Source organism: Nostoc sp., from assembly GCF_041747015.1.
GTDB lineage: Bacteria > Cyanobacteriota > Cyanobacteriia > Cyanobacteriales > Nostocaceae > Nostoc.
In genome coordinates, this window is record NZ_JBGTFY010000359.1 from 15,091 (window position 1) to 36,181 (window position 21,091).

Below are 21,091 nucleotides of genomic sequence, written 5' to 3' on the forward strand. Positions count from 1 at the left end.
CTAGACAGACTTGTCTGTCTAAAGTATTCTTAATCTTATGACCTCACAAAATTTATCTGGTGACTCTAGTACAAAAATCTTACAAACAGCATCTAGGCTGTTTTACGAGCAAGGCTACCATGTTACTGGTATCAATCAAGTGATTGCCGAAGCAGGGGTAGCCAAAGCAAGTTTCTATCACCATTTTTCCTCCAAAGAAGAGTTGTGTATAGCATACTTGCACAAGCGTCATGAAGATTGGTTTTCTTGGTTGCAGCTTCTTGTTGAACAGAATGAAAATGACCAAGAACGTTTGTTGAGTCTGTTTACTTTTCTAGAACGGTGGTTGCCTAATAGCAACTTTAGAGGCTGTGCTTTCTTAAACATCGCCTCTGAATTTCCTTCACCCGACAGTAAAATTCGGCTCTTAGTTGTAGACCACAAAAATGCTTTGCAAGATTATATTAGGCAACTTGTTGACAGATTGAATATTTCACCCAAGAAAAAGAACACAGCAATGCTTGCCGATTTAATCTATCTTCTATTTGAAGGAGCAATTATTAAGAGTCAAATTTATCGGTCAACAGGATCTATTGAAGCTGCACGAGAAGCAGTGAGGCAGTTAATTAATTAACCATTTATTTTTTTGACTGTGTTAGACAGAGCAGTCTGTACAAAGTAGCTAATAATTTGAGGTAAATCTGTATGGTAAGGCAATCAAATAGCGATATTGGTAGCAGCAGAAAAGCAGCGTCTTGGATAAATTTCTTTGAGAAGCTAAAAGGAGATAATACTAAACTGCCTCCTAAGCATTCGGCTAGAGCAATAATACTTGCTTGGTTAGGAGGATTTGTGGCAATCAGTGCAGTTGCACTTCTCTCCAATACATTTTCTGTAGCACTTGTACTAGGCTCTTTTGGAGCATCCTGTGTTTTGATTTTTGGGTTTCCAGACGCGCCCTTTTCACAACCGCGAAACATTCTTGGAGGTCATTTTTTGAGTTCCTTGATTGGTTTGATATGTCTGACGCTTTTTGGCGCAACCTGGTGGTCAGTTGGTATAGCTGTTGGTACTGCCATTTCTGTGATGATGCTTACCCGAACAACTCACCCACCAGCAGGCTCCAATCCAGTTATTATTTACCTGACAAAACCAGTATGGAGTTTTCTGCTGTTTCCCACTCTTTTTGGGGCAATAATTTTAATCTTAGTTGCGCTTCTCTATAATAATTTTACCCGCGAAAGTAGATACCCGAAATATTGGTGAAGCAAATTGGGCATCCTGTCAATAACCGTGTAATTCCCTACAAGATGCTCTGAAAGCCCTTATGCTGTATGGGTGTGATCATCTTCGGTTGTTCATTTCAGCCCTACTATTACTCTTTCAGCAAAGCCACTAGTTTTGATCACAACCCCTTTCTGCCAATAGTGACTAGTTGCAAAGGTGCGGAATACACGAACAACCTCTGATTCCTGTCGCATTCTCCAAATCAGCCCAACTGTGCGAACGAGATTTAAGTATAATTCGCTAAACGTACACTTCGCATAATTACTTATCAACCTACATTCCGCGTCAATCTAAATGATCAGTATTCAACCGGACTCGATATTAGCTTCTTATCGGTGGGTTAATTTCAAAGTGAATATGATTATCGTGACCACTCAGAGAAACACAAAGTTTCTCTCTAATTAGCTGTTGATCGTTGAAAAAGACTGCCCTTACCAGCTTTTGCTTACGAATGGACTTGAGAATAGCTCGTGTAGCATCTTGATCATATTCAGAACTCGACCAAAGGATGCCACCAAAATTTCCATTTTTTTTGGTTAAGTAAACATCGCACATCATGCCAGTTTCATGTCCATGATGGTCGGGAGTATCGCCTCCATGAGGAAGGCTAACATCGTTAATTGCGAACGGAGCAGCTGTAGGGTGAGTATTACGATAACTGTTTTGATAATCTTGGGCAATTTCTTTAATAACATCAGCTAACCAGTGTGTTCCAAAATCATGATTATCTTGGGTGTCTTCCAGTTCACCGTTAACGAAACCATTATTAGGATCGCTTTTTGGCATCAACTCCCACCGTGGTGCGTTAGCTGCTTGCAACCATCGATGAGTTATTCCACTAATATCAACTCGCCCATCACCATTAAGAGTACTGCGACCAGCAATAATTGATTGAAATAATTTGATCGCGTCAGATAGTCCTCTGTCTCTTTCTGCACTATTAGGATCACCTACCCATTTATAGCCTAGTTCATGCAATCGAGCTTTAATTGCCTTAACATCATTAGCTTTATTTACTCCGCCAATTCCCACACTACCACTGAGTTTAATGACTTTTGCTCCTGGTAAACTTGATGCTGTAGGTTGTGGAGTGTTTTCATTGTCCTTGTTATCGAAAGGAACAACGACTTTAATGTTGATCTCTAAAGTTTGATCATTGACAGCAATTGTCATTTTGCGATCGCCTTTTTGTTTAAAGACGAAATCAAATTGCCACCTGCCATCCTCTTTGATTGGTACACTTGGGGCTGGGAATTTGTCATCAATCATCACCGACAAAATTTTTCCACTATCAGCTAAAGGTGCTACGCCTTCAACTCTGAAACTTTGCCCTACTTCTACTTCTTGAGGCGCACGAATTAGTTGAAGTTGTTCTACTAATGTGGGAATGACAACTCCTTCTGCATTAGCTAACAAGTTCTGAGCATCTGGAAGCAAGTTTACAACTTTACTAACATAGTTAGGATCAGTTGAATAACCTTTAGCTTTGAGAAAGCCAAGGAAGTTTTCTGGCGTATTGGTATGTTCTTCTAAGCCTTTATAGGGAGAGCGAGTTAAAAACTTCCAATAACCAATAATAAAAGCATCAATATCTAAGAATTTACAAAATTCAACTTCTTCTGGTTCAGAAGGAACTTTTATTTTCAAAGGCTCGGCAAACCCCTTCATATCAGGATCTCGCCATTTTAAGCCAGCAAAATTATTAGCACTGACAGCAAGAACACTTTTGCCTCTAGCAGATTCTAGTAACCATTGAGCGAGGTTAACTTCTTTTAAAACTTGCCGATTTATATCAGAAATTTTGTCAGATTCAATGCCAACTTGCGTAAAAATTACTGTTAAATCTTTACGAAGATAATTGTTGACTAAATCATCTAGTAATGGCATAGCTTTATCCTATTAAAAAGTCTTTGAATAGTAATTTGAAAATTGATTGAGATTACCGATTCTCTAAGAAATCGGTAATCTGGTTATTCAGAAATGATTTATATAGAATTAGTTAAGGTTTTTCTATAACTTTGCTGTGTCCAGCATAAACAAAATGTTCATTTCTGTTTCCTTTACTTTTATCAGGCCACTTAACCCAATAATGGTTTTCCTCAAAACGGACATCTAAAACTGGGTACTTTCCTGGTTCAATATCAAATAGAGAATTTTTTGGTAACTCTGATGCCTGTTCTGTAGAAGGTTTTAAAAGAGTTTTTGTTGTAATTTCCAAAATGTAACTTTTATCAGGTTTAGTTTCATCTTCGTCTGACTCACCAATTAATCCATCTTTAATCGCTTCGGCCATTTTTTCGGCATCAAAGCGATCCATATCTACTTTGGCATCACAAAAGCAGCACTCAATTAAAATAGCTGGCATTTGTGTATTCTTCAGAACAAAGAAACCTGTGTTTTTAACTCCTCTATCTTTGAACCCAAGTTTAATAATCTCTTTCAGAACTGATTTAGCTATACCTTTTGATGTATTACTAATGGCAAAAATTTCTGTGCCACTAGCTATAGCATTGAATTTATTAAAGTGAATCGAGACAAAGACATTAACGTTATTAGCATTCGCTTTATTGGTTCGCTGTCTCAGAGAATCGTTTACATTGCTAGCACTTGTAGGAGTGCAATCAACAACAGTATGACCTGCTGCTTTGAGTTTTTGTATTAACTTTGTACCAACTGCTTTCGTTAAAGTATCTTCTTGTTGAATGCCTGTTGCTCCTACATCGTGAGGTGGGCAATTGTGTCCGATATCAATACCAAACTTCATAGGTTGATGTCCTTTTTATAGTTTGAGAGGTATGCATTAACTTACTACACTGTATTCATTATTAACCCAAATGCGATCGCTCCGTAGGTGAGAAAAAGTGAGTATTTACTGTAAAAAATTGTAACGTTTTACATAAAAATCTTGTTAGAAGGAGAAATATCGTAAGTTCAATGTATAAATGAAGCAGGCTGACCCATGACGGCACAAGAGGCGCTGAATCTAGTCGATACTCTTTTAGACTCTACCTTTGGGCAAAGGCTTAATGACGTTCAATCTGTGGTATTGCTAGAAAGTTGGCTGGGACGCACCTATGCAGAAATTGCGGTGCAGATAAGTTATGAACACGACTACATTAAACAAGTCGGTTGCCAGTTGTGGCGATCGCTTTCTCAGGTAGTTGGTGAAGAGGTCTGTAAAAAAAATATCCAATCTGTTTTGCGTCGCTACCAGCAGTCTCAAAGCATTAGAGAATCAAGCCCTTTTTAAATGTTAGACAACCACAGTTTTATTTTTGGCATAGAGATAAAAGTAGGCATTCCCAAACTAGCCGTGGTTGAGCGTAAGCAAGTAAGTATTTACGAGTTTGTTCTAGCTGATTAATGATACTAGATTGATGCCACTGCTGCCAGTAGAACTGCTGAAGATAATCAACTAACCATAGTTGTGCTTCTGTATCTAAATCCTGATCAATTTTTTTGGCTAACTCCAAAGCTTTGCGGTAAGAAGCAGGGGCTTTTTTCAAGTCTTCGAGTAACTCAGGGGGAATAGTTTGTAATTGCTCGTAAGATGCGATCGCACTTCCGGCACTGCCAGATGCTATATTCAATACTGCCTGATTTTGCAAAATTTCTTGATGACCCGTTTGTGTGAGTACAACAGCCAAAGATTCTGCATCTAAACGATAAAAAGGAATACGTTGACAGCGTGACACCAAAGTTGGCAATACAGACTCAGGCATAGGTGCAATTAAAATTAACGTCGCCTGTCCCGGTTCTTCCAAAGTTTTAAGTAAAGCATTGGCTGCGGCTTCTGCCATTGTTTGAGCTTCCTCCAGCACTACCACATTCCTCGGCGCTTCCAAAGGCGGACGACTCAAAAACTCGGTAATTTCCCGAATTTGCTCTAGCCGAATTACAGGTGGTGCTTTCCGCTTAACTCCTTTCTCGGCTGCTTCTGCTGCTGTTAATCGTTGTCCTTGATGTTGGTACGTTGGTTGCACCCACAACAAAGCTGGGTGGTTTCCTTGGCGTAAACGGTTTTGTAAAGACGCATTGACTCCTATTTCACTAGAAAATAGCAATTCTACAAAGCACCTTGCTGCTAAACTCCTTCCTACACCATCTGGCCCGACAAATAGATACGCTGGAGCCACCCGGTTTTGTCTGACAGCCTGAGTGAGTAATTCTATGGCTTGCTGTTGTCCTACAAGTGGTGCAAATAAGTTAATAGTCTAATACCTTCGCCAACAAAAGAGTTATAAATATCCGTATATTATAGATACTAGCACCGTTACAATGCCTAACTACCGCAAATCAGCGCTACGACGATAAAGCCAAATGAACTCAAGTTCATATTTATTGTAATTGGGCGATCGCACATAACAAAGTTGCGATTTTTGCATTTCTCACGACCCCAAATTAACAGTAGAGTTAATAGTAGCTTTAATGAGCGATGCCTACGGCGGGCTGCGCCTGCGCTTGTAGTTATGAAAACTGGTCAGGAATCGATTTTGCTTTATAGGAATTAGGAAGTCTCAGATGTCGCACAAACAATTTATTTATTGCTGGCAAAAATGGTTATCTCCCATATTGGTACCTGCTGCTGTGAAAGTAGTAGTAACGATTTGTCTAACAGCAGGAATGTTGGGCATCTTAGGAAGCGTTGCTCCTGTGAGTAATGCTCAAGCTCTTTTTCCGACTTTTGTTGCAGCCAATGCTCAACTGAGCAGTATCACTAGATTTAAACCAACAGCGCTAAATGCCACTGTATATCACAGTCCCGAATGTAATTGTTGTGGCGGGTGGATTGACCATTTAAAGGCACAGGGTTTTCAAATTACAGATTTTTCTACGCCTGACATTGAAACAATCAAACAAAAGTTCAACGTGCCAGATAACTTGTCATCTTGCCATACAGCAATTGTTAATGGATACGTCATCGAAGGACACGTCCCAGCAAACGACATCAAACGTCTGCTTCAAGAAAAGCCAAATGTTATTGGTTTATCTGTTCCTAATATGCCTGTAGGCACTCCTGGCATGGAGATGGGGAATCAAAAAGACCCGTTTACTGTGTTTTCCTTTAATCGCAAGGACTCAGTTATGGTATTCAATAAGTACCCGTCTTCTTAATCCTGAAATCATTTATCTGATACAATTATCAGATGTCCAAAGTGACGAGTAGCAGAGGGATTTGTCAAGACGATGACTACTACCACAACCGTCAAGAAACTCTCCCCTGAAGAGTACCTTGCTTATGATGATGGCACAGATACTAAGTACGAACTTGTAGATGGAGAGTTAGTTGAAATGCCACCGGAAACGGATAGAAATAACTTAATTTCTCTCTATCTACTGTCGGAATTTATCAAGTTTATCCCAATTCAACTCATTCGCCACAAAGATACAGAATTGGTAGTGATGGGCAACCGGACTCGTGTGCGACTGCCAGATTTAATGATATTGACGCAGGAGTTATTAACGGTTCTAGCGGGTAAACGAGCTACGATCGCCCCAGATATGCCTTCTCCAATAATGGTGGTTGAAGTTGTCTCTCCTGGAAAGGTAAACCAGGATAGAGACTACCGCTATAAGCGTTCTGAATATGCCGCACGGGGTATTCCTGAATATTGGATTGTTGATGCTGATCAAGCCAAAGTAACCTTGCTAACTCTGGTGGATGGGCTGTATGAAGAAGCTATATTTCAGGGAACAGACTTGATTACATCAATGACTTTTCCAACGCTGAATTTGACCGCAGTTCAAATATTGGCAGCCGGACAGGTTTAATGTCTGCCTTTGCCTGCTTTTAGAAACGTTGAATAGTGGTAAATATCGCAGTTCTACCTTTTCTTAAGGCGAATTTTTCTTCAAAATTAAACCTTCTTTTATCCGCAGCGATCGCCTCGAACTAAAAGTTTTTACTTATTATTTGGTAACAAGCACACGAAGATAGTATAATGATAAACTGTAGCACGTTATCCAAATATTGAAAGAGTTCGTTGGTTAACTATAGCGTTTCCTAAGCAACTGAGGTACACCAAAATCTTGTTTACCAAGCTTAGTAGCGTTGACAACGTACCTCACTAGATCGGGAACCGCTATACCAGGGCTATTTCATTCTCATCTAGCCCGCCTCAGAATGAATTCTGAGTCTAATAGCGAAAGTCGTCTAAAGACGACTGAAAAAAGATTATAGTCCGTTTTAACGGACTTTAGCTATTAGCCTGGAACTTTAGTTCTAGGCGGTTTATGCCTAGAATGAAATAGCCCTGGGTTAACTACCAGCATCACTATTATTAATCATTGGTTGACAAAAGTCTTCATACCGTTTGTGTATGAAGCTACATATAAGTAGCCTGCGTGGTGTGTCGAACGCAACGAAAGCACACCATGCAGGGCTTTATTCAGGTAGCCCCACGATTTAGTCAGAGGGCATTAATGTCCAACTTCACCTAGAATTGGTATCAGTATTCGTTACCAATGAAGTATTACAAAGGATTTAGCGTTTAACTTTGTTAGAGATGTCTTCGCCTGCCTGTACCGCACTGTCGCCTACATCGTTAGCAGTTTTCTTAGCACCCTCTACGTACCCAGATCCAAATTCTTTAAAGGCTTCTGCCGACTCTTCCCCAATTTTCTGAAGTCGTTTACCAGGCGCACCTTCCGTTTCACGAGCTTCTTTATTCCACTCCCCTATTGTTCTAGGTCTTTGAGAATCATCTTGCTCTATCTGATCACGAACTCTTTCCTTTAGGGCTTTGTTATTCTGCCCAGGAGCAACATTTGTCGTAAGCACGACAAAACCAACTAGGACAACAGCTAAAAAAGATTTTACCTGAAGTCCTTTAAGCAGGGAGCTGATATAACTAACAGTTCTAGAAATTAAATTTGTCATGCCAATTAGCTTGCTTTTTTGAGTACAAATAAAGATTAACTATAAAAAAATAATTATCCTTCTAACAAAAGGCATATCTCAGTTATGAAAAAGTAAGGCTTTTTAAATCCTGGGGAAGAGGTGACTTGTTAGATGAATAAATATTTGTAATTCGTCTATAGGTACAAGCAACGAGCAATAAGTCCAAAAGTTTTAACCTAAGGAGAAGCAAAATCCATATCTAGCATCCACCGTTCATTGCACTACTTCTAAAGATACCGCCGTAATAAACCAATGATAACTTCTGGTATTTCCAAATGAGGTAATGTTCCTGCATCTGCGAGCGCATAAAAATTTTGAATTGCGCCTAGATTTAAATTTCCCAAGCGTCGCCCTAGTTTGATACTAGTAAATTGTGCCTTCTCTCCCCAAAATATGACAGTGGGAATTGTCAGTTGCCGAATATATAAACTCAGATCAAAATACAGATCGCCCCGCAAAAATGCCAAAGCGGCAAACTTGGCATTAGGCTGTTGTGCAGAAGTTAAATAAGCCTCCACCATCTCTGGGGATACTCGCTCAGACTTGGCAAACAGAAAACTTTGTAAAAAGTTTCGGACTGCAATTTCATTTTCAGCACCAAGGATATAAATTAAATGGTCTAACAGAGGTATATTGATCACCGAAAGCGGAAGTCTGCGTCCAACACCCTGCCCAAAATCATCAAATCCAGAGGGACACACCAAAAACAGCGCTTTGAATAAATTCGGTTGAACAATAGCTAGACGGATAGCAAAAGCAGCTGTTAGGGATGAGGCTACCACCGTAACAGGCTGGCGACAAGTTTTGATGATAAACTCAGCGATCGTGCTGAGATAATCCCTAATTTTATAATCCCGGACTGGATGAGCCGATTCTCCCCAACCGATTAAATCGGGGGCTAAAATCTGGTAATTAGAGGCAAAAGCCGGGTAAACTTTAGACCATTCATATGCAGACGCTCCACCACCAAAGTTGTGAAGAAACAGTAATGGGGGTAAATCTTCAGTATCAGCGATGGCTCCGCCAACGCCAGGGGCGAACGCCCAAGGTGCACTAGTTTGGGTATAGTAAACCATTGCCCCCAAGGATGTGTGGATAACTTTATGTCCAAAGCCAGGAGGTTGAAACTTAAGCATAAAATTAATAAAGTTTAGTTTAAGTTGAAATAAAAATCTGAAACTCTTTTGAATTTTGAAGTGTTAAACTTGCTTTTGTTCACTATCTCCTGTGATCTGAACAAGTTGATGGAGGTTATCGCCACTAATTTGATAAGCTGCGCCAAAACCAACTACAAAACGACCTTCACTAGGAGTTAGCTGGAAAATCCGAAAATCAGACAAGCCGCGCAAAACCTCTATAATTTGACCAAACTGCTGTTGAAATTGTTCAACAATTTGATTCCACTTGTCTGTTTCACGCTCTATCAAAGTTGCCGTACAATCAAAACTCAAACGGCGACGGGCAAAAATTAAGTTACTCTTGCCCTCATCCTCGATAAACAACACACTAACATGAGGATTGGCATAGAGATTTTTGGTATGAGTCGAAAGACCACTCACGTAAATATAGATATTTTTGGAATCATCCATCACAATGGGAGCATAACTAGCATTAGGTATTGCCAATGCGCTCACGGTGCTAATGATTACACTCTGAAATCCTTCAGGAAACTTTTCGTACTCAGCTTGAATGTTTTCAAGTTGGCTCATAAGTAAATTACCGTTTAGTTAGGAACACATAATTAAGTATCCTAACGTGATTGAGCATTATTCAAGTTATGAGTACCGGAGGATTTTGAGAAACAAACATTAGGCTAGACTTAAGAAAGTTATGAGGACGCAAGTATGACTGACAAAAATCGTTCTCAATGGGACTTAGGCAGGTTTATCGAAACCCTGACTTACTTTGAAGTGATTCCTTTCCTTAACTGGGTACAGCAGTTAATTCAAGGTCGTCCTAAGGATAATCAAGATAGACCCAATGGAGGAAGAAACGTGGGCGTAATACTAGTAGCAGGCGCAACAGGTGGTGTAGGTAAACGAGTGGTGCAGCGATCGCTAAAACATGGTTATAATGTTCGGGCGCTAGTACGTGATATTGATAAAGCCCGGTCAATTCTTGGTAACGATGTTGACTTAGTAGTTGCAGATATTACTCAACCAGAAACTTTAACTCCTCTAGTGATGGCTGATATCCAAGCTCTAATTTGTTGTACAGCAGTGCGCGTGCAACCAGTAGAGGGAGACACAGCAGATAGAGCCAAATACTATCAAGGTGTTAAATTTTACCAACCCGAAATTGTCGGCGATACCCCAGAAAATGTCGAATATCAAGGTGTCAAAAACTTAGTCCAAGCGGCAGCAAAATATCTACCCCAAGCAAACGAAAAACTGATATTTGATTTCACAAAGCCATCAGCAGAATTAAAGACTATCTGGGGTGCGGTGGATGATGTTGTCATGGGTGGCGTGAGTGCAAGTAATATGCAATTAGTGGAAGATACAGCTTTGTTTGCTGGTAATGTCTCCACCGCTAATTCTGGCGGATTTGCTTCTGTTAGAACTAAGAATTTTGATCCACCCTTCAACTTATCAGGTTATGAAGGTGTAAAATTGCGGATTAAAGGCGACGGTCAACGTTATAAAATCTTTCTGCGGACAGAGGATAAATGGGATGGCGTTGGTTATGGTCATTCTTTCGACACTGTTGCTAACACTTGGATAGATATTCATGTACCTTTTGCAGATTTGATTCCCGTATTTCGGGCAAAAACTGTCAAAGATGCACCGCCAATTGAGCAGAGTAAAATTTGTTCATTCCAATTAATGTTGAGCAAATTTGAATATGATAACGCTTTAAATCCTAAATTTTTACCTGGTAATTTTACTTTACAAGTGGAATCAATTAAGGCTTATGGCGGTACACCTTTACCACAATTCATCCTCATTAGTTCAGCAGGCGTGACTCGTCCCGGACGCCCCGGCATTAATTTAGATGAAGAACCCCCTGCGGTGAGATTAAATGACCAATTGGGAGGAATTTTGACTTGGAAGTTGAAGGGAGAAGATAGTTTAAGAGAAAGCGGAATTCCTTATATAATCATTAGACCTTGTGCTTTAACTGAAGAACCAGGGGGTAAGGAATTAATATTCGAGCAAGGCGATAATATTAAGGGCAAAATTAGCCGTGATGATGTGGCAGAACTTTGTGTACAAGGGTTAGAAATAGAAAAAATGTGTAACATGACGTTTGAGGTTAAACAGGGAGAAAATATTGTCAATTCTATAAATTTGCAGAGTTTGTTTTCTAATTTACAACCAGATAAATGAAATCTCCCGGACTTTTATTCTGTAAATATACCAGCAAAACCTACTTACATAAGCTGTTGTCAGAGTTTATCTATTGACATGAAAAAAATCAAGGTGCTAGTAATCGCTGGGGTTTTAGTAACAATTATATGGGGCGGCTTATTTTCCAAAACTGCCTCATCGCAGCAAGCGGAGTCTCGCATCAACAACCTAGAAGCGGACTTTAATCGTGTTGAATTGCGGTTAAATCAGATAGAGTCTCAACTAGGTAAAAACCGTCAATCTCCATCCTCAAGAACAACACTTACCCCACGACAGTCAAATAATTCTAGGCAAAACTTATCACAACCAGATCGGATGTTTGATCGTCTTGCAACTTTGGTAGTTGAATTGAAGCAACAAGTTAACAAATTAGAGGAGCGAGTTTCCAAAATAGAATCGCGTTGAATATTTCAATTGCGTCTATCAGCCATTAATATTATAACAGCGATCGCTATGATAATATTGTGATATCAACTAATATTTACTTAACAATATAATCAATATTTTAACTCTTACCTAATAAGTAAATTAATCCTGGAAGCTTTAGGAGTTGGTTTAGAAACATTGGTAGGTATTTCATATCCTCCAGAGCCTCGACAATGCTTGCTAGATACTAGATAAAGGTTAAACGTTATGTAAAATATACATAACGTTAAAAATTATTGGTTTCCTATTCAAACTATTTTTGTAGCCAGACGGATATTGAACCACCTGGACAGGGGAAATTTCCCCATCCGTCGTTATTTGTGTGAATAATATCGTTTATATGTCCCGTGGCATCGTAAAATGCCTGATTGGGTCGGAACACATTCATCCACTTGCTCCCTGGTGCACTATTGGTCAACACTACAGCCATTGCACCCGGATGTTCCCGATTACCCAAGCGCGTCCAACCGATAGTGTTAGCATGATCAAAGTAATCATGCTGGTCGCCAAAACCGTATTCTCTACGCGCCTTCAAGAACTTGTCAATCAAGAAACGGTGAGAGTAAAGGGTAGCATCACGTCCTTTATCGTGATATTCTGCCCCGTAATAATCTGCATAGAAAACGCAAGGATAGCCTTCTCGGCGCAGTAAAATTAGTGCATAGGCTATGGGCTTGAACCAAGGTTCAACGGGCGACTCTAGGGATTGGCAAGGTTGGGTATCATGGTTTTCGACAAAGGTAACAGCTAGGGCAGGTTGTTCTTTAACTAAGGTTTTATCAAAAATCGATCGCAGATCGAAACTACTGCCCTGGCGACTAGCTTGGTGAAACTTGAAATGTAAAGGCACATCAAATAACGACAAACGCCCATCACTAGAGGCAATATAACCGTGTAAGGCATTGATATCTTGAGACCAGTACTCCCCAACGCTAAACAGTTCCCGCCCACCAAAATGAACTTGTAGGTGGTTTAACCAATCGCGGAAAAAAGTGGAGCGGATATGTTTAACAGCGTCAATGCGAAAGCCATCTACCCCTGTGGTGTCAATAAACCAACGCCCCCAATACCTCAACTCACCTTGCACCAGGTCATTACCCGTATCCAGATCGTTGGCCATTAAATAATCGTAGTTGCCGTGTTCGTGGCTAACTTCCGTCTCAAAATTTTTATCCTTAAGGCGGTAGAGCTTGTCTGCCCTTTGGGTATCGGCGTTGTATGACAATGAATCAAAGCACCACCAATACCATTTCATACTGGAGTATTTATCTCCACGACCAGAAAAATTGAACTTTGTATAAGCTCCAATTTCGTACCAATCGCTGACTGCACGGTTACGGTCATTCCAATCCATTTCCTGAGCCGAGATGCGTTCTATTTCATCCCCACCATCTTTGTGGTTGAAAACTACATCGGCATAGATTTGAATACCTGCACGCTGTGCCGTTTTAATCGCTGTCAGATATTGTTCGCGTGTTCCATATTTTGTCCGAACAGTATTTTTTTGATCGAACTCACCCAAATCAAACAAATCGTAGACTGCGTATCCAACATCCCATGCTCCACCACTGGCTTTATAAGCTGGCGGCAGCCATAATGCAGTGAAGCCTGCATTAGCTAGCTCATTGGCTGTTTTATCCAGCTTGTCCCATAATGTACCATCATTGGAGATGTACCAATGGTAATACTGCATTATTACGCCGTTTGTCATGCGATCGCCTTTGTAGAATCTTTAGTTTTACAGATTTCTATCAAAAATCTCTGATGTTAGGATATGTGCTTTGATCACACTTCCTAACTTCAATCTAGTCAAGGTGATATTAATACACTGCGACACACTTACGAAACAAATGTCTTTGGAGTGTTTGCAGTTACAAAAGCGATGTTACCACTTTTAAAGAAGTCAACAGCAGCACGAAGAGAAAGTTAAAACTTGACCTTTTAAGCCTCGGAAGGTCAAGTTTTAACTTTTTATTCCCCACTCAATAGGGATTTGAATCAATCCGTCCCCTTTTGACACTCCTGAGATAGTATCCAGAAGTTGGTCTGTTTTTCAGGTTGAAGGTGTCACCACTGCGAACTTTCCAAATTTTGTAATTGGAAAAGGTCAAAGGCGATCGCGGTTCGCATACTTCCGGCAGATGATTGCCAAGTACAAAGTATACTGCACCCCTACCCAAAACTTTCACCAAACCGTTTTTATCTATAAGAACTGATGTACTTTCACTAACTGCTATGCCTAAAACACTGCTAGATACACCATCCTTAATTTGACGGGCAATGAAAGTCATAATCCGACCCATTCTTTCTCGCCTGTCGAAGTGCGTATCTACGATGGTGCCCTTCAAATTGCTCCAGTTAAAAAAGTTGTAAGTAAAAGTAATGTCTCGGTAGGGATCTTCAAGTGCATCTCTAGTTTCGATGCCTTTTTCGGAAGAAGCGCAAGCATCGTAGACATAATCACTTTGGATCATTGCACCCGCACTGGTGCCACCAATACCACCTCCTTTAGCGTAAACTGACTTGACAGCAGTCTCCAACTTAGTATTTTTCCAGTTGCGAATGTATTGACATTGATCACCGCCAGCAAAGAAAATCACATCAGCATTTTGGACTTTTTCCACAATCTCGGCTTTGTTTGCGTCTTGCCGATTGCTAACAACAAGAGTCTCTACAAAGTTTACGCCCTTCATCGCATAAATTAGCCGATTGTAATCGTGATTACCATAAGTGCGGATAACTACAACATTAACTTTGATGGCGGAGTTAGTACCCCCCCTAACTTGGTTAATCAACCACTGGATAGCATCATCGACATCGGGGCCACCCCCACCCAAGCTAAGGACTGGGCCTGCTAAGGAAGGACGGACATCAAAGGAGGGGGAAGGGTGGACATCAACAGGAGCGCCCAGGAAGTAGCGTTTCCAGTTGGCGATAAAACCGTTTATGAGGAAGGTTCCCATGTTCGACAACTTGATTCCTGCACTCTTCAAGCGCTCTGCTATATTTGGGAATGCCTTTGTCATATTAAAAATGTGCAATTTAGAGGCGCATTAGTTTAACTCTCGCACTAGAGAGGGGAGAATTTCCAGCGTACAGGGCTTGTACTGTTTTTTAACGTAGAATAGCCCAGAGTAATCATTAATTCTCTGCGCTACTCCACTAATTTAAACCTCTTCTGCTTGGGGAAGTGGGAAGATTTCACCAGCCAAGTAAGCCTGAAAGTGCTTTTGGAAGTATAACCATGAGGTCACATCTTCTCCATCTATAAGGGCTTTTGGAGCTTGTTTATATAAAGGAATTCGGTTATTAATTTCCTCTTGCAGCAGTGGGGGCAGTTCTGCTAAACCATTGACTTTGCTGCCAATCGCACTGTAGATCAGATTACCAGGGCGATCGCTCATTTTCATCCAGGGAAGCCATTGACCAATCCGATCCCAACTCAATTTAAGTTGAGAAACTGAGGAAAGTGCTGTATTAAATAAATCTGCGGTTGGCACGGTTAATTTAAACAATTCCGCTGCCTGATAAATTGGATTTTGGCTGTACTCGGCAAATTTTGGATCGTCTGCTAGGGGATTGGGGTAATAGGGAAATATATCAAAAACGAAGGTTGTGCTATCACCATCTACTTGTGCGGGAAAATTTCCCTTAAAGTTCCCCTGCACGGGATTATTGGCAACGTGAATCACCGGAACTGTCTCACCTGTCCAAGGATTCTCCCATTTATGCAAAACCTCATCTGTCTCTGGATGAAGGTAGTAAGTCAGTTCTCTGGAAGTAAAATCCCAGCTACCTTCTGCCGTGGGAATACATCGGCTAACGCTCAATCCCAGTATCTTAAACAGGAGTTGTCTTTTCTCGCCGGGGATAAAAGCGTAAATTTTACCTTTCCAAATCAGAAAGGTGGATTCGTTAGGGTCGAGGGAAGAACGAGTTTTAACCCAGTGCTGGGCTTCAAGTTCTTGGGTTTGGGCAACCATCTAAAACATCCTTAGTATTTGGATAACAAAAGAATAAGCTAATTAGCATTCAAGTTGCATCTTTAGGAGTGCTGAACGTATTTAAGCCAATAGTCTAGCGAGGTAACTTATACCGCAATACGCTTGGGTTGAGATCCCCCCGCCTGCGGCTACCCCCTTAAAAAGGGGGTAAAAATATTAGCCCACACAAGTCTTTTCTTTTGACTTGCACCTTTGTTGTATCGACCTGCACTTTTGTTGCATCGACACTACACTATACACACAAGTCAGTCTTGTTTTACCCCAATAGGGTTGGGACAAGCCAGAAAGCCCTCATGTAGAGACGGCGATAAATCGCCGTCTCTACAGAGAATCTACTCGTTAATTATTTCTTGACAGACTACTATTTCCGACTTGCGTGTACACCGTAGCTTTAAAAGGGGGTTGGGGGATCTCCAAACACTAAATATCACTAACCCAAGCGTATTGTGCTATACACTGCACCAAAGCTATGATCGGCATGAATCTCAATAATCATATCAACCGCTCTTGCATCTTTTACCAAGGGCTTGATGAATAATTCTGGGTGAAGCGATCGCCAAAAATAATTGACAAATTGCTCTATCTCTGCATTGCTCATCCCCGACTTACCCGCAGCAATCATCTGCTGTTCCGCCTGTTTACGCCACTCCAAAGAATAACGGTAATCGGTGGGATAGAGCAAAATTAAGCTGTCTAATCGCTCCCATAGTGGTAGATAATCGTGGAGGCGACGATTAATATCACGGGCAAATGCTCGATCTTCATTTGTGAGAATTGGCGGCGGTGCAATATCAAATAGATCTGCGTCGATTGGGCGCACGCCCACAAACCAACCTTCAAAGAGTACAATATCTACACCTGTGATTATTTCTGAAGTAGTGCGATCGCCAGCACCTTCATAGACAGATTTATCAAAGCGGGGTACTATAACTGGACTTTGCAACTGGCGGATTTGGTCTAGTAGATTTAAACCTAAATCTATATCGTGGGTTCCTGGTGGGCCTCGCCAAATCAAGCGGGGATCTTGCCGTGTTAAAAGCAAGCGATCGCTGTAAGTTTTATATAAGTCATCCAATGATAAACTCAGAGTCCGATATCCCAATTGATCGAGAATCAAGCTGAGAACCTTGGACATTGTGGTTTTACCAGTGCCTTGTCCTCCCAATATTCCCTGAATCAGAGGGCGTTCCAACTTTTGGCGCTGTGATGCTAGTTTGATCCCCAAAGGAAGCCACAAGTCCCACAATACCTGTAACATTTCTTTGGGCTCGATTTGGAGGGTAGTTTGGCAGAATTGATTAAAAGCTGGGAGGACAGATTTTAGTAAATGCGATCGCTCTTCTATAACTTTACCGACATTTTCGGGCGTAATCCCAAAAGCGATCGCCCTTAACTCATCTGCTAGCGCCGCAACTCTAGCTTGCTGCTGCCAAGTTTTCCCCATCGCATCCGTTGCCAAAATTTCACCCAGCCATAAATTCATAAATTCCCCATCTCCCTATGATCCCAGCTTAAAGGCTTCGAGAAACAGGCTGTAGATAAAACCAACCTTGAGGAGATTTAGTGAGTCTACCCAGAGCGATCGCTTTGACAAAAAGCTGCGACTATAAAATATCCTACTGGTAATTTCCGTCAACAGTACTAAAAAAGCCGCTACCACAATGTCCAATACACCCTCTTGACCGGCTGTAGTGGATACTGCGTTTCCCAGAAAAAAACCGAACAGAAAACTAATTATCAGCAACGATAGTCGCCGCCAAGGATTTAAAAACCATTGCCCCAAGCGTGTAGCAATGGTATCGAACAAGTTATTGAGACGAGTGTTTTGCATTAAATGGACTTCTGAGATAAAGTCAAGATATCTTTAAATATTTCTATCCTAAGGAAAATATTAGTTTTAACATAAGCTTGTTTGTTACTATTGTAGATATGTACTGGGCTTCCAGTGTTGATTGAAATTTGCAATATATTATCATCTTTAGCGGAGTACAAGCCCTTAAAAAGCTGCCTATCCTGGCACAAGATGAAATATATAATATATCTCTGAGATTTATCTAAGGGTTTTCCAAAGGACGACTTGTTGAGGCCGCTGATGGTTTCACGAAGTTTCAATTTTTTTATACAAATGAATTGGCTGGCTCGGTATCTAAATTTTATTTTTTATCCAAGCCTACGGTCAATATACAAAATACAAAGCAATGAGTATCTATAGTCCTTGTTGGTCAAACATCGAGGAGATTATTTACTTTAAATGCTTTCTAATCAAAATGATATTCATAATACATTCGTTCTCCTATTTCAGGAAAGCGTATATTAGGCTACTTTGTGTGATTGCCTTTTGTGATAATAGGCTAATATTTGGTCAAGTATAGACAAAATATTTATTTCTAAAAACTATCAATATGAAATCTTCAGTGTATGGTAACGTCGGCATTACAGCTTGTTGCTTGGGACTGCTTGTTGTTATGGTGGGATGCTTTGGAGTGAGCGTATCCTTTGAATCCACAAACCCAGAGACATCTTCACAACAGCCAAATGAACCTCAAAAGTGGGAAAAAACTTTGTCTATACCCGTTTCACCTGAAAAAGTTATCTCGGCTAGTAGCCTATCCACTCCAAGCAATCAAGTAGAACATAGCAGTAGAGAAAAAACTTATCCTGTCTTGGCAAATCGTGATAAATCGGCTGACAAACCCAAAGATCAAGGAACTTTGCGGATGAGCAATCAAACAAATCAGCCTGTACGGTTGGCTCTACTGGCACGACAGTCGGTAGCAAAAAGCTCTGCTACTAAACAGGCTAACTATGATGTACCGGCACATTGGGATTTTGCTCCCCAAGAAGGTAGTGACAAGGGACTGATTCTATCCTTACCTCAAAATAATTTAAAGCTGGAGAAGGGAGATATTTTAGTTGTCTTCGCACAAGATGGTTCCCGTCGCTACTGGGGTCCCTATGTTGTCGGAGAAACTCAATTACCTAAGTGGAATTCTCAAAACAGAGAATGGCAATTAGTGTTGAGTCAATAAATAGTGCTGTTAGCGGATACTTGGGTTTAGCCCGTCCTGAGTATTGAGTACTGAAGTAAAAAATGTTAAATTTTAAATTTGTTACTCAATATTTGACACTTGTTTCGTTGAAGAAGAACAAAAGATAGATAACCAACGACTATTGAATAGTGATTGTTGACTATTGACTAATGAGAATGAAATTGAGTGTTAAGCACACGGTTGATCAGTGGTTCAACAAAATAGGAAAGAATCCAGCCCTTGCTGTAACTGTGTCAATTTTGTGGTTGATGGCAGTTGGCTGGATAGCCTTTGGGTGGAATTTAGGAAACACTGGCTTAATTGATGAGACAGAGCCACTGTTTGCAGAAGCTTCCCGCCAAATGTTCGTCACAGGTGATTGGATTACCCCATTTTTCAATGGTGAGACTCGTTTCGATAAACCTGCTTTAATTTATTGGTGTCAGGCGATCGCTTATGCAATTATAGGAGTGAATGAGTGGGCAGTACGCTTACCTTCTGCGATCGCTGCATTTGGCTTAATTTGTTTGGCTTTTTACACCATACAGTGGTATTTGGCTAAACAAGACGAATTAGAAGAAGTTTCACGTCCGACTCGCCGCTACTTAACAGCTTTTGTCGCAGCAGCACTCATGGCGCTCAATGCCGAAACGATTATTTGGGCGAGAACTGGCGTATCAGATATGCTGCTGACTGGATGCATGGCAGCAGCTTTGTTATGTTTCTTTCTAGGGTACGCAGGGGAGCAGGCAGCAGGGAGCAGGCAGCAGGGAGCAGGTGAAGAAGAACTATTGCCCAATGCCCAATGCCCAATGCCCAATGCCCAATTCCTTAATAAGTGGTATTTAGCTTTTTACGTGCTGATTGCTGGCGCAATTTTGACTAAAGGCCCAGTGGGAATCGTTTTGCCAGGGCTAATTGTTGCCGCCTTTTTGCTGTACGTAGGTAAACTACGAGAGGTGTTGCCAGAAATGCGTCTCCTCGTGGGTATACTGATAATTATCGGTCTATCAGTGCCTTGGTATGCTTTAGTCATTTGGCGCAATGGCTGGGATTACATTAACGCTTTTTTTGGTTATCACAACCTGGAACGCTTCACAGAAGTAGTTAATGGCCACTCAGCACCTTGGTATTTTTACTTTTTAATCGTTCTGGTGGGCTTTGCACCATACTCAGTATATCTACCAGTGGCAATAGTCAGGTTAAAGTTTTGGCAGCGATCGCACTGGCGATCCCTTGAACGTTTTCAGCAATTTGGTTTATTTGCCTGGTTCTGGTTTGCTAGTATCTTTGGCTTTTTTAGCATTGCTGTCACCAAACTCCCTAGCTATGTATTGCCTCTAATGCCAGCAGCAGCCATCCTAGTGGCACTGTTATGGAGCGACCTTTTTCAAGATACAGAAGCAAAGCGAACAATTCCTCTCTCCTCCCCTTTTCTCCGAGTAAGTGGTTGGATAAATGTAGCTTTTCTATCCCTTCTGGCAGCAGCACTGTTTAATATAACTCAAATATTAGGTACTGATCCAGCTATACCTAACTTGCACGAACTAATTCAACAATCTGGTTTACCAGTCATAGCAGGTACAATTTGGCTGGTTTGTGCCGTCTTAGTTGGAGCTTTAATACTGAGTCGTCGCTGGGACTATAGTATCAGTATTAATTTGCTGGGGTTTGTGGCGTTTTTAATTTTTGTCTTGAGTCCTGCTTCGTTTTTGATTGATCGAGAACGTCAATTACCCTTAAGGGAGTTGTCTGCGGTTATCCTCGAAGCAAAACAACCAAATGAAGAATTGATCATGCTTGGCTTCAAAAAGCCTAGTGTAGTATTTTATAGCCACATTCACGTAAATTATTTAAGATTTCCCCAAGAGGCTGTAGAACATATTCAAAACCAGGCTGCTAAGGCACTACAACCTCCTTCACTGCTGCTGTTGGCTGAACAGAAAAAGTTTTTACAAATGGACTTACAGCCAGATGATTACAAGAGTTTATCGACCAAGGGTGCTTATAATTTGATTCGAGTTCCTTTTAAGAAAAGGAAAAATGAAAAAATAGATATATCATAAATTTGTCATTTGTCCAAAGTCCAATTGAAAATAACTAATGACCAATGAC

20 protein-coding genes are annotated in these 21,091 nt (G+C 40.8%); 9 read left to right on the forward strand and 11 right to left on the reverse strand.

From position 1 onward, the window contains the following. Positions 1-37 precede the first annotated feature (37 nt). A complete protein-coding gene (locus ACEW80_RS28645; protein ID WP_373529856.1) occupies positions 38-613 on the forward strand; it encodes a TetR/AcrR family transcriptional regulator in 576 nt (191 codons plus the stop codon). A 71-nt stretch (positions 614-684) separates the two neighbouring features. Continuing rightward, positions 685-1,245 carry an HPP family protein gene (locus tag ACEW80_RS28650; RefSeq protein WP_373529857.1) on the forward strand — a complete coding sequence of 187 codons (561 nt, stop codon included), beginning with the start codon at positions 685-687 and terminating at the stop codon, positions 1,243-1,245. Positions 1,246-1,587: 342 nt separating this feature from the next. Here the strand turns inward: ACEW80_RS28650 and ACEW80_RS28655 are convergent, their stop codons facing one another. Continuing rightward, complete coding sequence (locus tag ACEW80_RS28655; RefSeq protein ID WP_373529858.1) at positions 1,588-3,153, reverse strand: glucosaminidase domain-containing protein; 1,566 nt, start codon at positions 3,151-3,153, stop codon at positions 1,588-1,590. A gap of 112 nt (positions 3,154-3,265) precedes the next feature. Then, positions 3,266-4,030 (reverse strand): N-acetylmuramoyl-L-alanine amidase, encoded by a 765-nt coding sequence (locus ACEW80_RS28660; protein WP_373529859.1) that lies wholly within the window; start codon positions 4,028-4,030, stop codon positions 3,266-3,268. Positions 4,031-4,225: 195 nt separating this feature from the next. On the opposite strand from ACEW80_RS28660, the gene ACEW80_RS28665 reads away from it, so the two are divergent. Continuing rightward, the gene (locus tag ACEW80_RS28665; protein WP_373529860.1) at positions 4,226-4,516 is read left to right on the forward strand and encodes a hypothetical protein; all 291 of its coding nucleotides are present in this window, start codon (positions 4,226-4,228) and stop codon (positions 4,514-4,516) included. Between the two features lie 19 nt (positions 4,517-4,535). On the opposite strand, the gene ACEW80_RS28670 is transcribed toward ACEW80_RS28665, so the two are convergent. Next, complete coding sequence (locus tag ACEW80_RS28670; protein WP_373529891.1) at positions 4,536-5,477, reverse strand: DNA polymerase III subunit delta'; 942 nt, start codon at positions 5,475-5,477, stop codon at positions 4,536-4,538. Positions 5,478-5,787: 310 nt separating this feature from the next. Here ACEW80_RS28670 and ACEW80_RS28675 point away from each other — a divergent pair, with 310 nt between their 5' ends. Both ACEW80_RS28675 and ACEW80_RS28680 read left to right on the forward strand, forming a co-directional pair. Continuing rightward, positions 5,788-6,381, forward strand: a complete 594-nt coding sequence (locus ACEW80_RS28675; RefSeq protein WP_373529861.1) for a DUF411 domain-containing protein — start codon at positions 5,788-5,790, stop codon at positions 6,379-6,381. Between the two features lie 72 nt (positions 6,382-6,453). Beyond that, positions 6,454-7,038 carry a Uma2 family endonuclease gene (locus ACEW80_RS28680; protein ID WP_373529862.1) on the forward strand — a complete coding sequence of 195 codons (585 nt, stop codon included), beginning with the start codon at positions 6,454-6,456 and terminating at the stop codon, positions 7,036-7,038. A gap of 712 nt (positions 7,039-7,750) precedes the next feature. On the opposite strand, the gene ACEW80_RS28685 is transcribed toward ACEW80_RS28680, so the two are convergent. The 3 genes from ACEW80_RS28685 to ACEW80_RS28695 form a co-directional block, all read right to left on the reverse strand. Next, complete coding sequence (locus tag ACEW80_RS28685) at positions 7,751-8,146, reverse strand: hypothetical protein (RefSeq protein WP_373529863.1); 396 nt, start codon at positions 8,144-8,146, stop codon at positions 7,751-7,753. Between the two features lie 248 nt (positions 8,147-8,394). Then, positions 8,395-9,303: an alpha/beta fold hydrolase gene (locus tag ACEW80_RS28690; RefSeq protein WP_373529864.1), complete on the reverse strand. Its 909-nt coding sequence runs from the start codon at positions 9,301-9,303 to the stop codon at positions 8,395-8,397. Positions 9,304-9,366: 63 nt separating this feature from the next. Next, positions 9,367-9,876, reverse strand: coding sequence for a HugZ family protein (locus ACEW80_RS28695; RefSeq protein ID WP_373529865.1), 510 nt, complete (start codon positions 9,874-9,876; stop codon positions 9,367-9,369). Between the two features lie 135 nt (positions 9,877-10,011). On the opposite strand from ACEW80_RS28695, the gene ACEW80_RS28700 reads away from it, so the two are divergent. Both ACEW80_RS28700 and ACEW80_RS28705 read left to right on the forward strand, forming a co-directional pair. Continuing rightward, complete coding sequence (locus ACEW80_RS28700; protein WP_373529866.1) at positions 10,012-11,496, forward strand: CIA30 family protein; 1,485 nt, start codon at positions 10,012-10,014, stop codon at positions 11,494-11,496. A 78-nt stretch (positions 11,497-11,574) separates the two neighbouring features. Further along, on the forward strand, positions 11,575-11,922 hold the full coding sequence (locus tag ACEW80_RS28705) for a hypothetical protein (protein ID WP_373529867.1): 348 nt from the start codon (positions 11,575-11,577) through the stop codon (positions 11,920-11,922). Between the two features lie 274 nt (positions 11,923-12,196). On the opposite strand, the gene ACEW80_RS28710 is transcribed toward ACEW80_RS28705, so the two are convergent. The 5 genes from ACEW80_RS28710 to ACEW80_RS28730 all read right to left on the reverse strand — a co-directional run bounded on the left by ACEW80_RS28710 (position 12,197) and on the right by ACEW80_RS28730 (position 17,778). After that, positions 12,197-13,654 (reverse strand): alpha-amylase, encoded by a 1,458-nt coding sequence (locus ACEW80_RS28710; protein ID WP_373529868.1) that lies wholly within the window; start codon positions 13,652-13,654, stop codon positions 12,197-12,199. Positions 13,655-13,925: 271 nt separating this feature from the next. Continuing rightward, positions 13,926-14,969, reverse strand: coding sequence for a cyanophycinase (locus tag ACEW80_RS28715; protein ID WP_373529869.1), 1,044 nt, complete (start codon positions 14,967-14,969; stop codon positions 13,926-13,928). Between the two features lie 141 nt (positions 14,970-15,110). Then, complete coding sequence (locus tag ACEW80_RS28720; protein WP_373529870.1) at positions 15,111-15,926, reverse strand: DUF1838 domain-containing protein; 816 nt, start codon at positions 15,924-15,926, stop codon at positions 15,111-15,113. Positions 15,927-16,377: 451 nt separating this feature from the next. After that, on the reverse strand, positions 16,378-17,430 hold the full coding sequence (locus tag ACEW80_RS28725; protein WP_373529871.1) for a glycerate kinase: 1,053 nt from the start codon (positions 17,428-17,430) through the stop codon (positions 16,378-16,380). Positions 17,431-17,445: 15 nt separating this feature from the next. Then, positions 17,446-17,778 (reverse strand): DUF565 domain-containing protein, encoded by a 333-nt coding sequence (locus ACEW80_RS28730; RefSeq protein WP_373529872.1) that lies wholly within the window; start codon positions 17,776-17,778, stop codon positions 17,446-17,448. A gap of 571 nt (positions 17,779-18,349) precedes the next feature. Here ACEW80_RS28730 and ACEW80_RS28735 point away from each other — a divergent pair. Further along, entirely contained in the window at positions 18,350-18,976 is a 627-nt protein-coding gene (locus tag ACEW80_RS28735) for a hypothetical protein (RefSeq protein WP_373529873.1), read from the forward strand. Positions 18,977-19,146: 170 nt separating this feature from the next. Then, positions 19,147-21,042 carry an ArnT family glycosyltransferase gene (locus ACEW80_RS28740; protein WP_373529874.1) on the forward strand — a complete coding sequence of 632 codons (1,896 nt, stop codon included), beginning with the start codon at positions 19,147-19,149 and terminating at the stop codon, positions 21,040-21,042. The last annotated feature ends 49 nt before the right edge of the window (positions 21,043-21,091 follow it).

What these genes read in the sequence shown, in the direction of transcription:
- ACEW80_RS28695 (WP_373529865.1), bottom strand. Translation starts at nt 9,876, where the DNA reads ATGAGCCAACTTGAAAACATTCAAGCTGAGTACGAAAAGTTTCCTGAA.
- ACEW80_RS28660 (WP_373529859.1), bottom strand. Translation starts at nt 4,030, where the DNA reads ATGAAGTTTGGTATTGATATCGGACACAATTGCCCACCTCACGATGTA.
- ACEW80_RS28685 (WP_373529863.1), bottom strand. Translation starts at nt 8,146, where the DNA reads ATGACAAATTTAATTTCTAGAACTGTTAGTTATATCAGCTCCCTGCTT.
- ACEW80_RS28680 (WP_373529862.1), top strand. Translation starts at nt 6,454, where the DNA reads ATGACTACTACCACAACCGTCAAGAAACTCTCCCCTGAAGAGTACCTT.
- ACEW80_RS28710 (WP_373529868.1), bottom strand. Translation starts at nt 13,654, where the DNA reads ATGACAAACGGCGTAATAATGCAGTATTACCATTGGTACATCTCCAAT.
- ACEW80_RS28655 (WP_373529858.1), bottom strand. Translation starts at nt 3,153, where the DNA reads ATGCCATTACTAGATGATTTAGTCAACAATTATCTTCGTAAAGATTTA.
- ACEW80_RS28720 (WP_373529870.1), bottom strand. Translation starts at nt 15,926, where the DNA reads ATGGTTGCCCAAACCCAAGAACTTGAAGCCCAGCACTGGGTTAAAACT.
- ACEW80_RS28665 (WP_373529860.1), top strand. Translation starts at nt 4,226, where the DNA reads ATGACGGCACAAGAGGCGCTGAATCTAGTCGATACTCTTTTAGACTCT.
- ACEW80_RS28705 (WP_373529867.1), top strand. Translation starts at nt 11,575, where the DNA reads ATGAAAAAAATCAAGGTGCTAGTAATCGCTGGGGTTTTAGTAACAATT.
- ACEW80_RS28700 (WP_373529866.1), top strand. Translation starts at nt 10,012, where the DNA reads ATGACTGACAAAAATCGTTCTCAATGGGACTTAGGCAGGTTTATCGAA.
- ACEW80_RS28715 (WP_373529869.1), bottom strand. Translation starts at nt 14,969, where the DNA reads ATGACAAAGGCATTCCCAAATATAGCAGAGCGCTTGAAGAGTGCAGGA.
- ACEW80_RS28730 (WP_373529872.1), bottom strand. Translation starts at nt 17,778, where the DNA reads ATGCAAAACACTCGTCTCAATAACTTGTTCGATACCATTGCTACACGC.
- ACEW80_RS28650 (WP_373529857.1), top strand. Translation starts at nt 685, where the DNA reads ATGGTAAGGCAATCAAATAGCGATATTGGTAGCAGCAGAAAAGCAGCG.
- ACEW80_RS28645 (WP_373529856.1), top strand. Translation starts at nt 38, where the DNA reads ATGACCTCACAAAATTTATCTGGTGACTCTAGTACAAAAATCTTACAA.
- ACEW80_RS28725 (WP_373529871.1), bottom strand. Translation starts at nt 17,430, where the DNA reads ATGAATTTATGGCTGGGTGAAATTTTGGCAACGGATGCGATGGGGAAA.
- ACEW80_RS28690 (WP_373529864.1), bottom strand. Translation starts at nt 9,303, where the DNA reads ATGCTTAAGTTTCAACCTCCTGGCTTTGGACATAAAGTTATCCACACA.
- ACEW80_RS28740 (WP_373529874.1), top strand. Translation starts at nt 19,147, where the DNA reads ATGAGAATGAAATTGAGTGTTAAGCACACGGTTGATCAGTGGTTCAAC.
- ACEW80_RS28675 (WP_373529861.1), top strand. Translation starts at nt 5,788, where the DNA reads ATGTCGCACAAACAATTTATTTATTGCTGGCAAAAATGGTTATCTCCC.
- ACEW80_RS28735 (WP_373529873.1), top strand. Translation starts at nt 18,350, where the DNA reads ATGAAATCTTCAGTGTATGGTAACGTCGGCATTACAGCTTGTTGCTTG.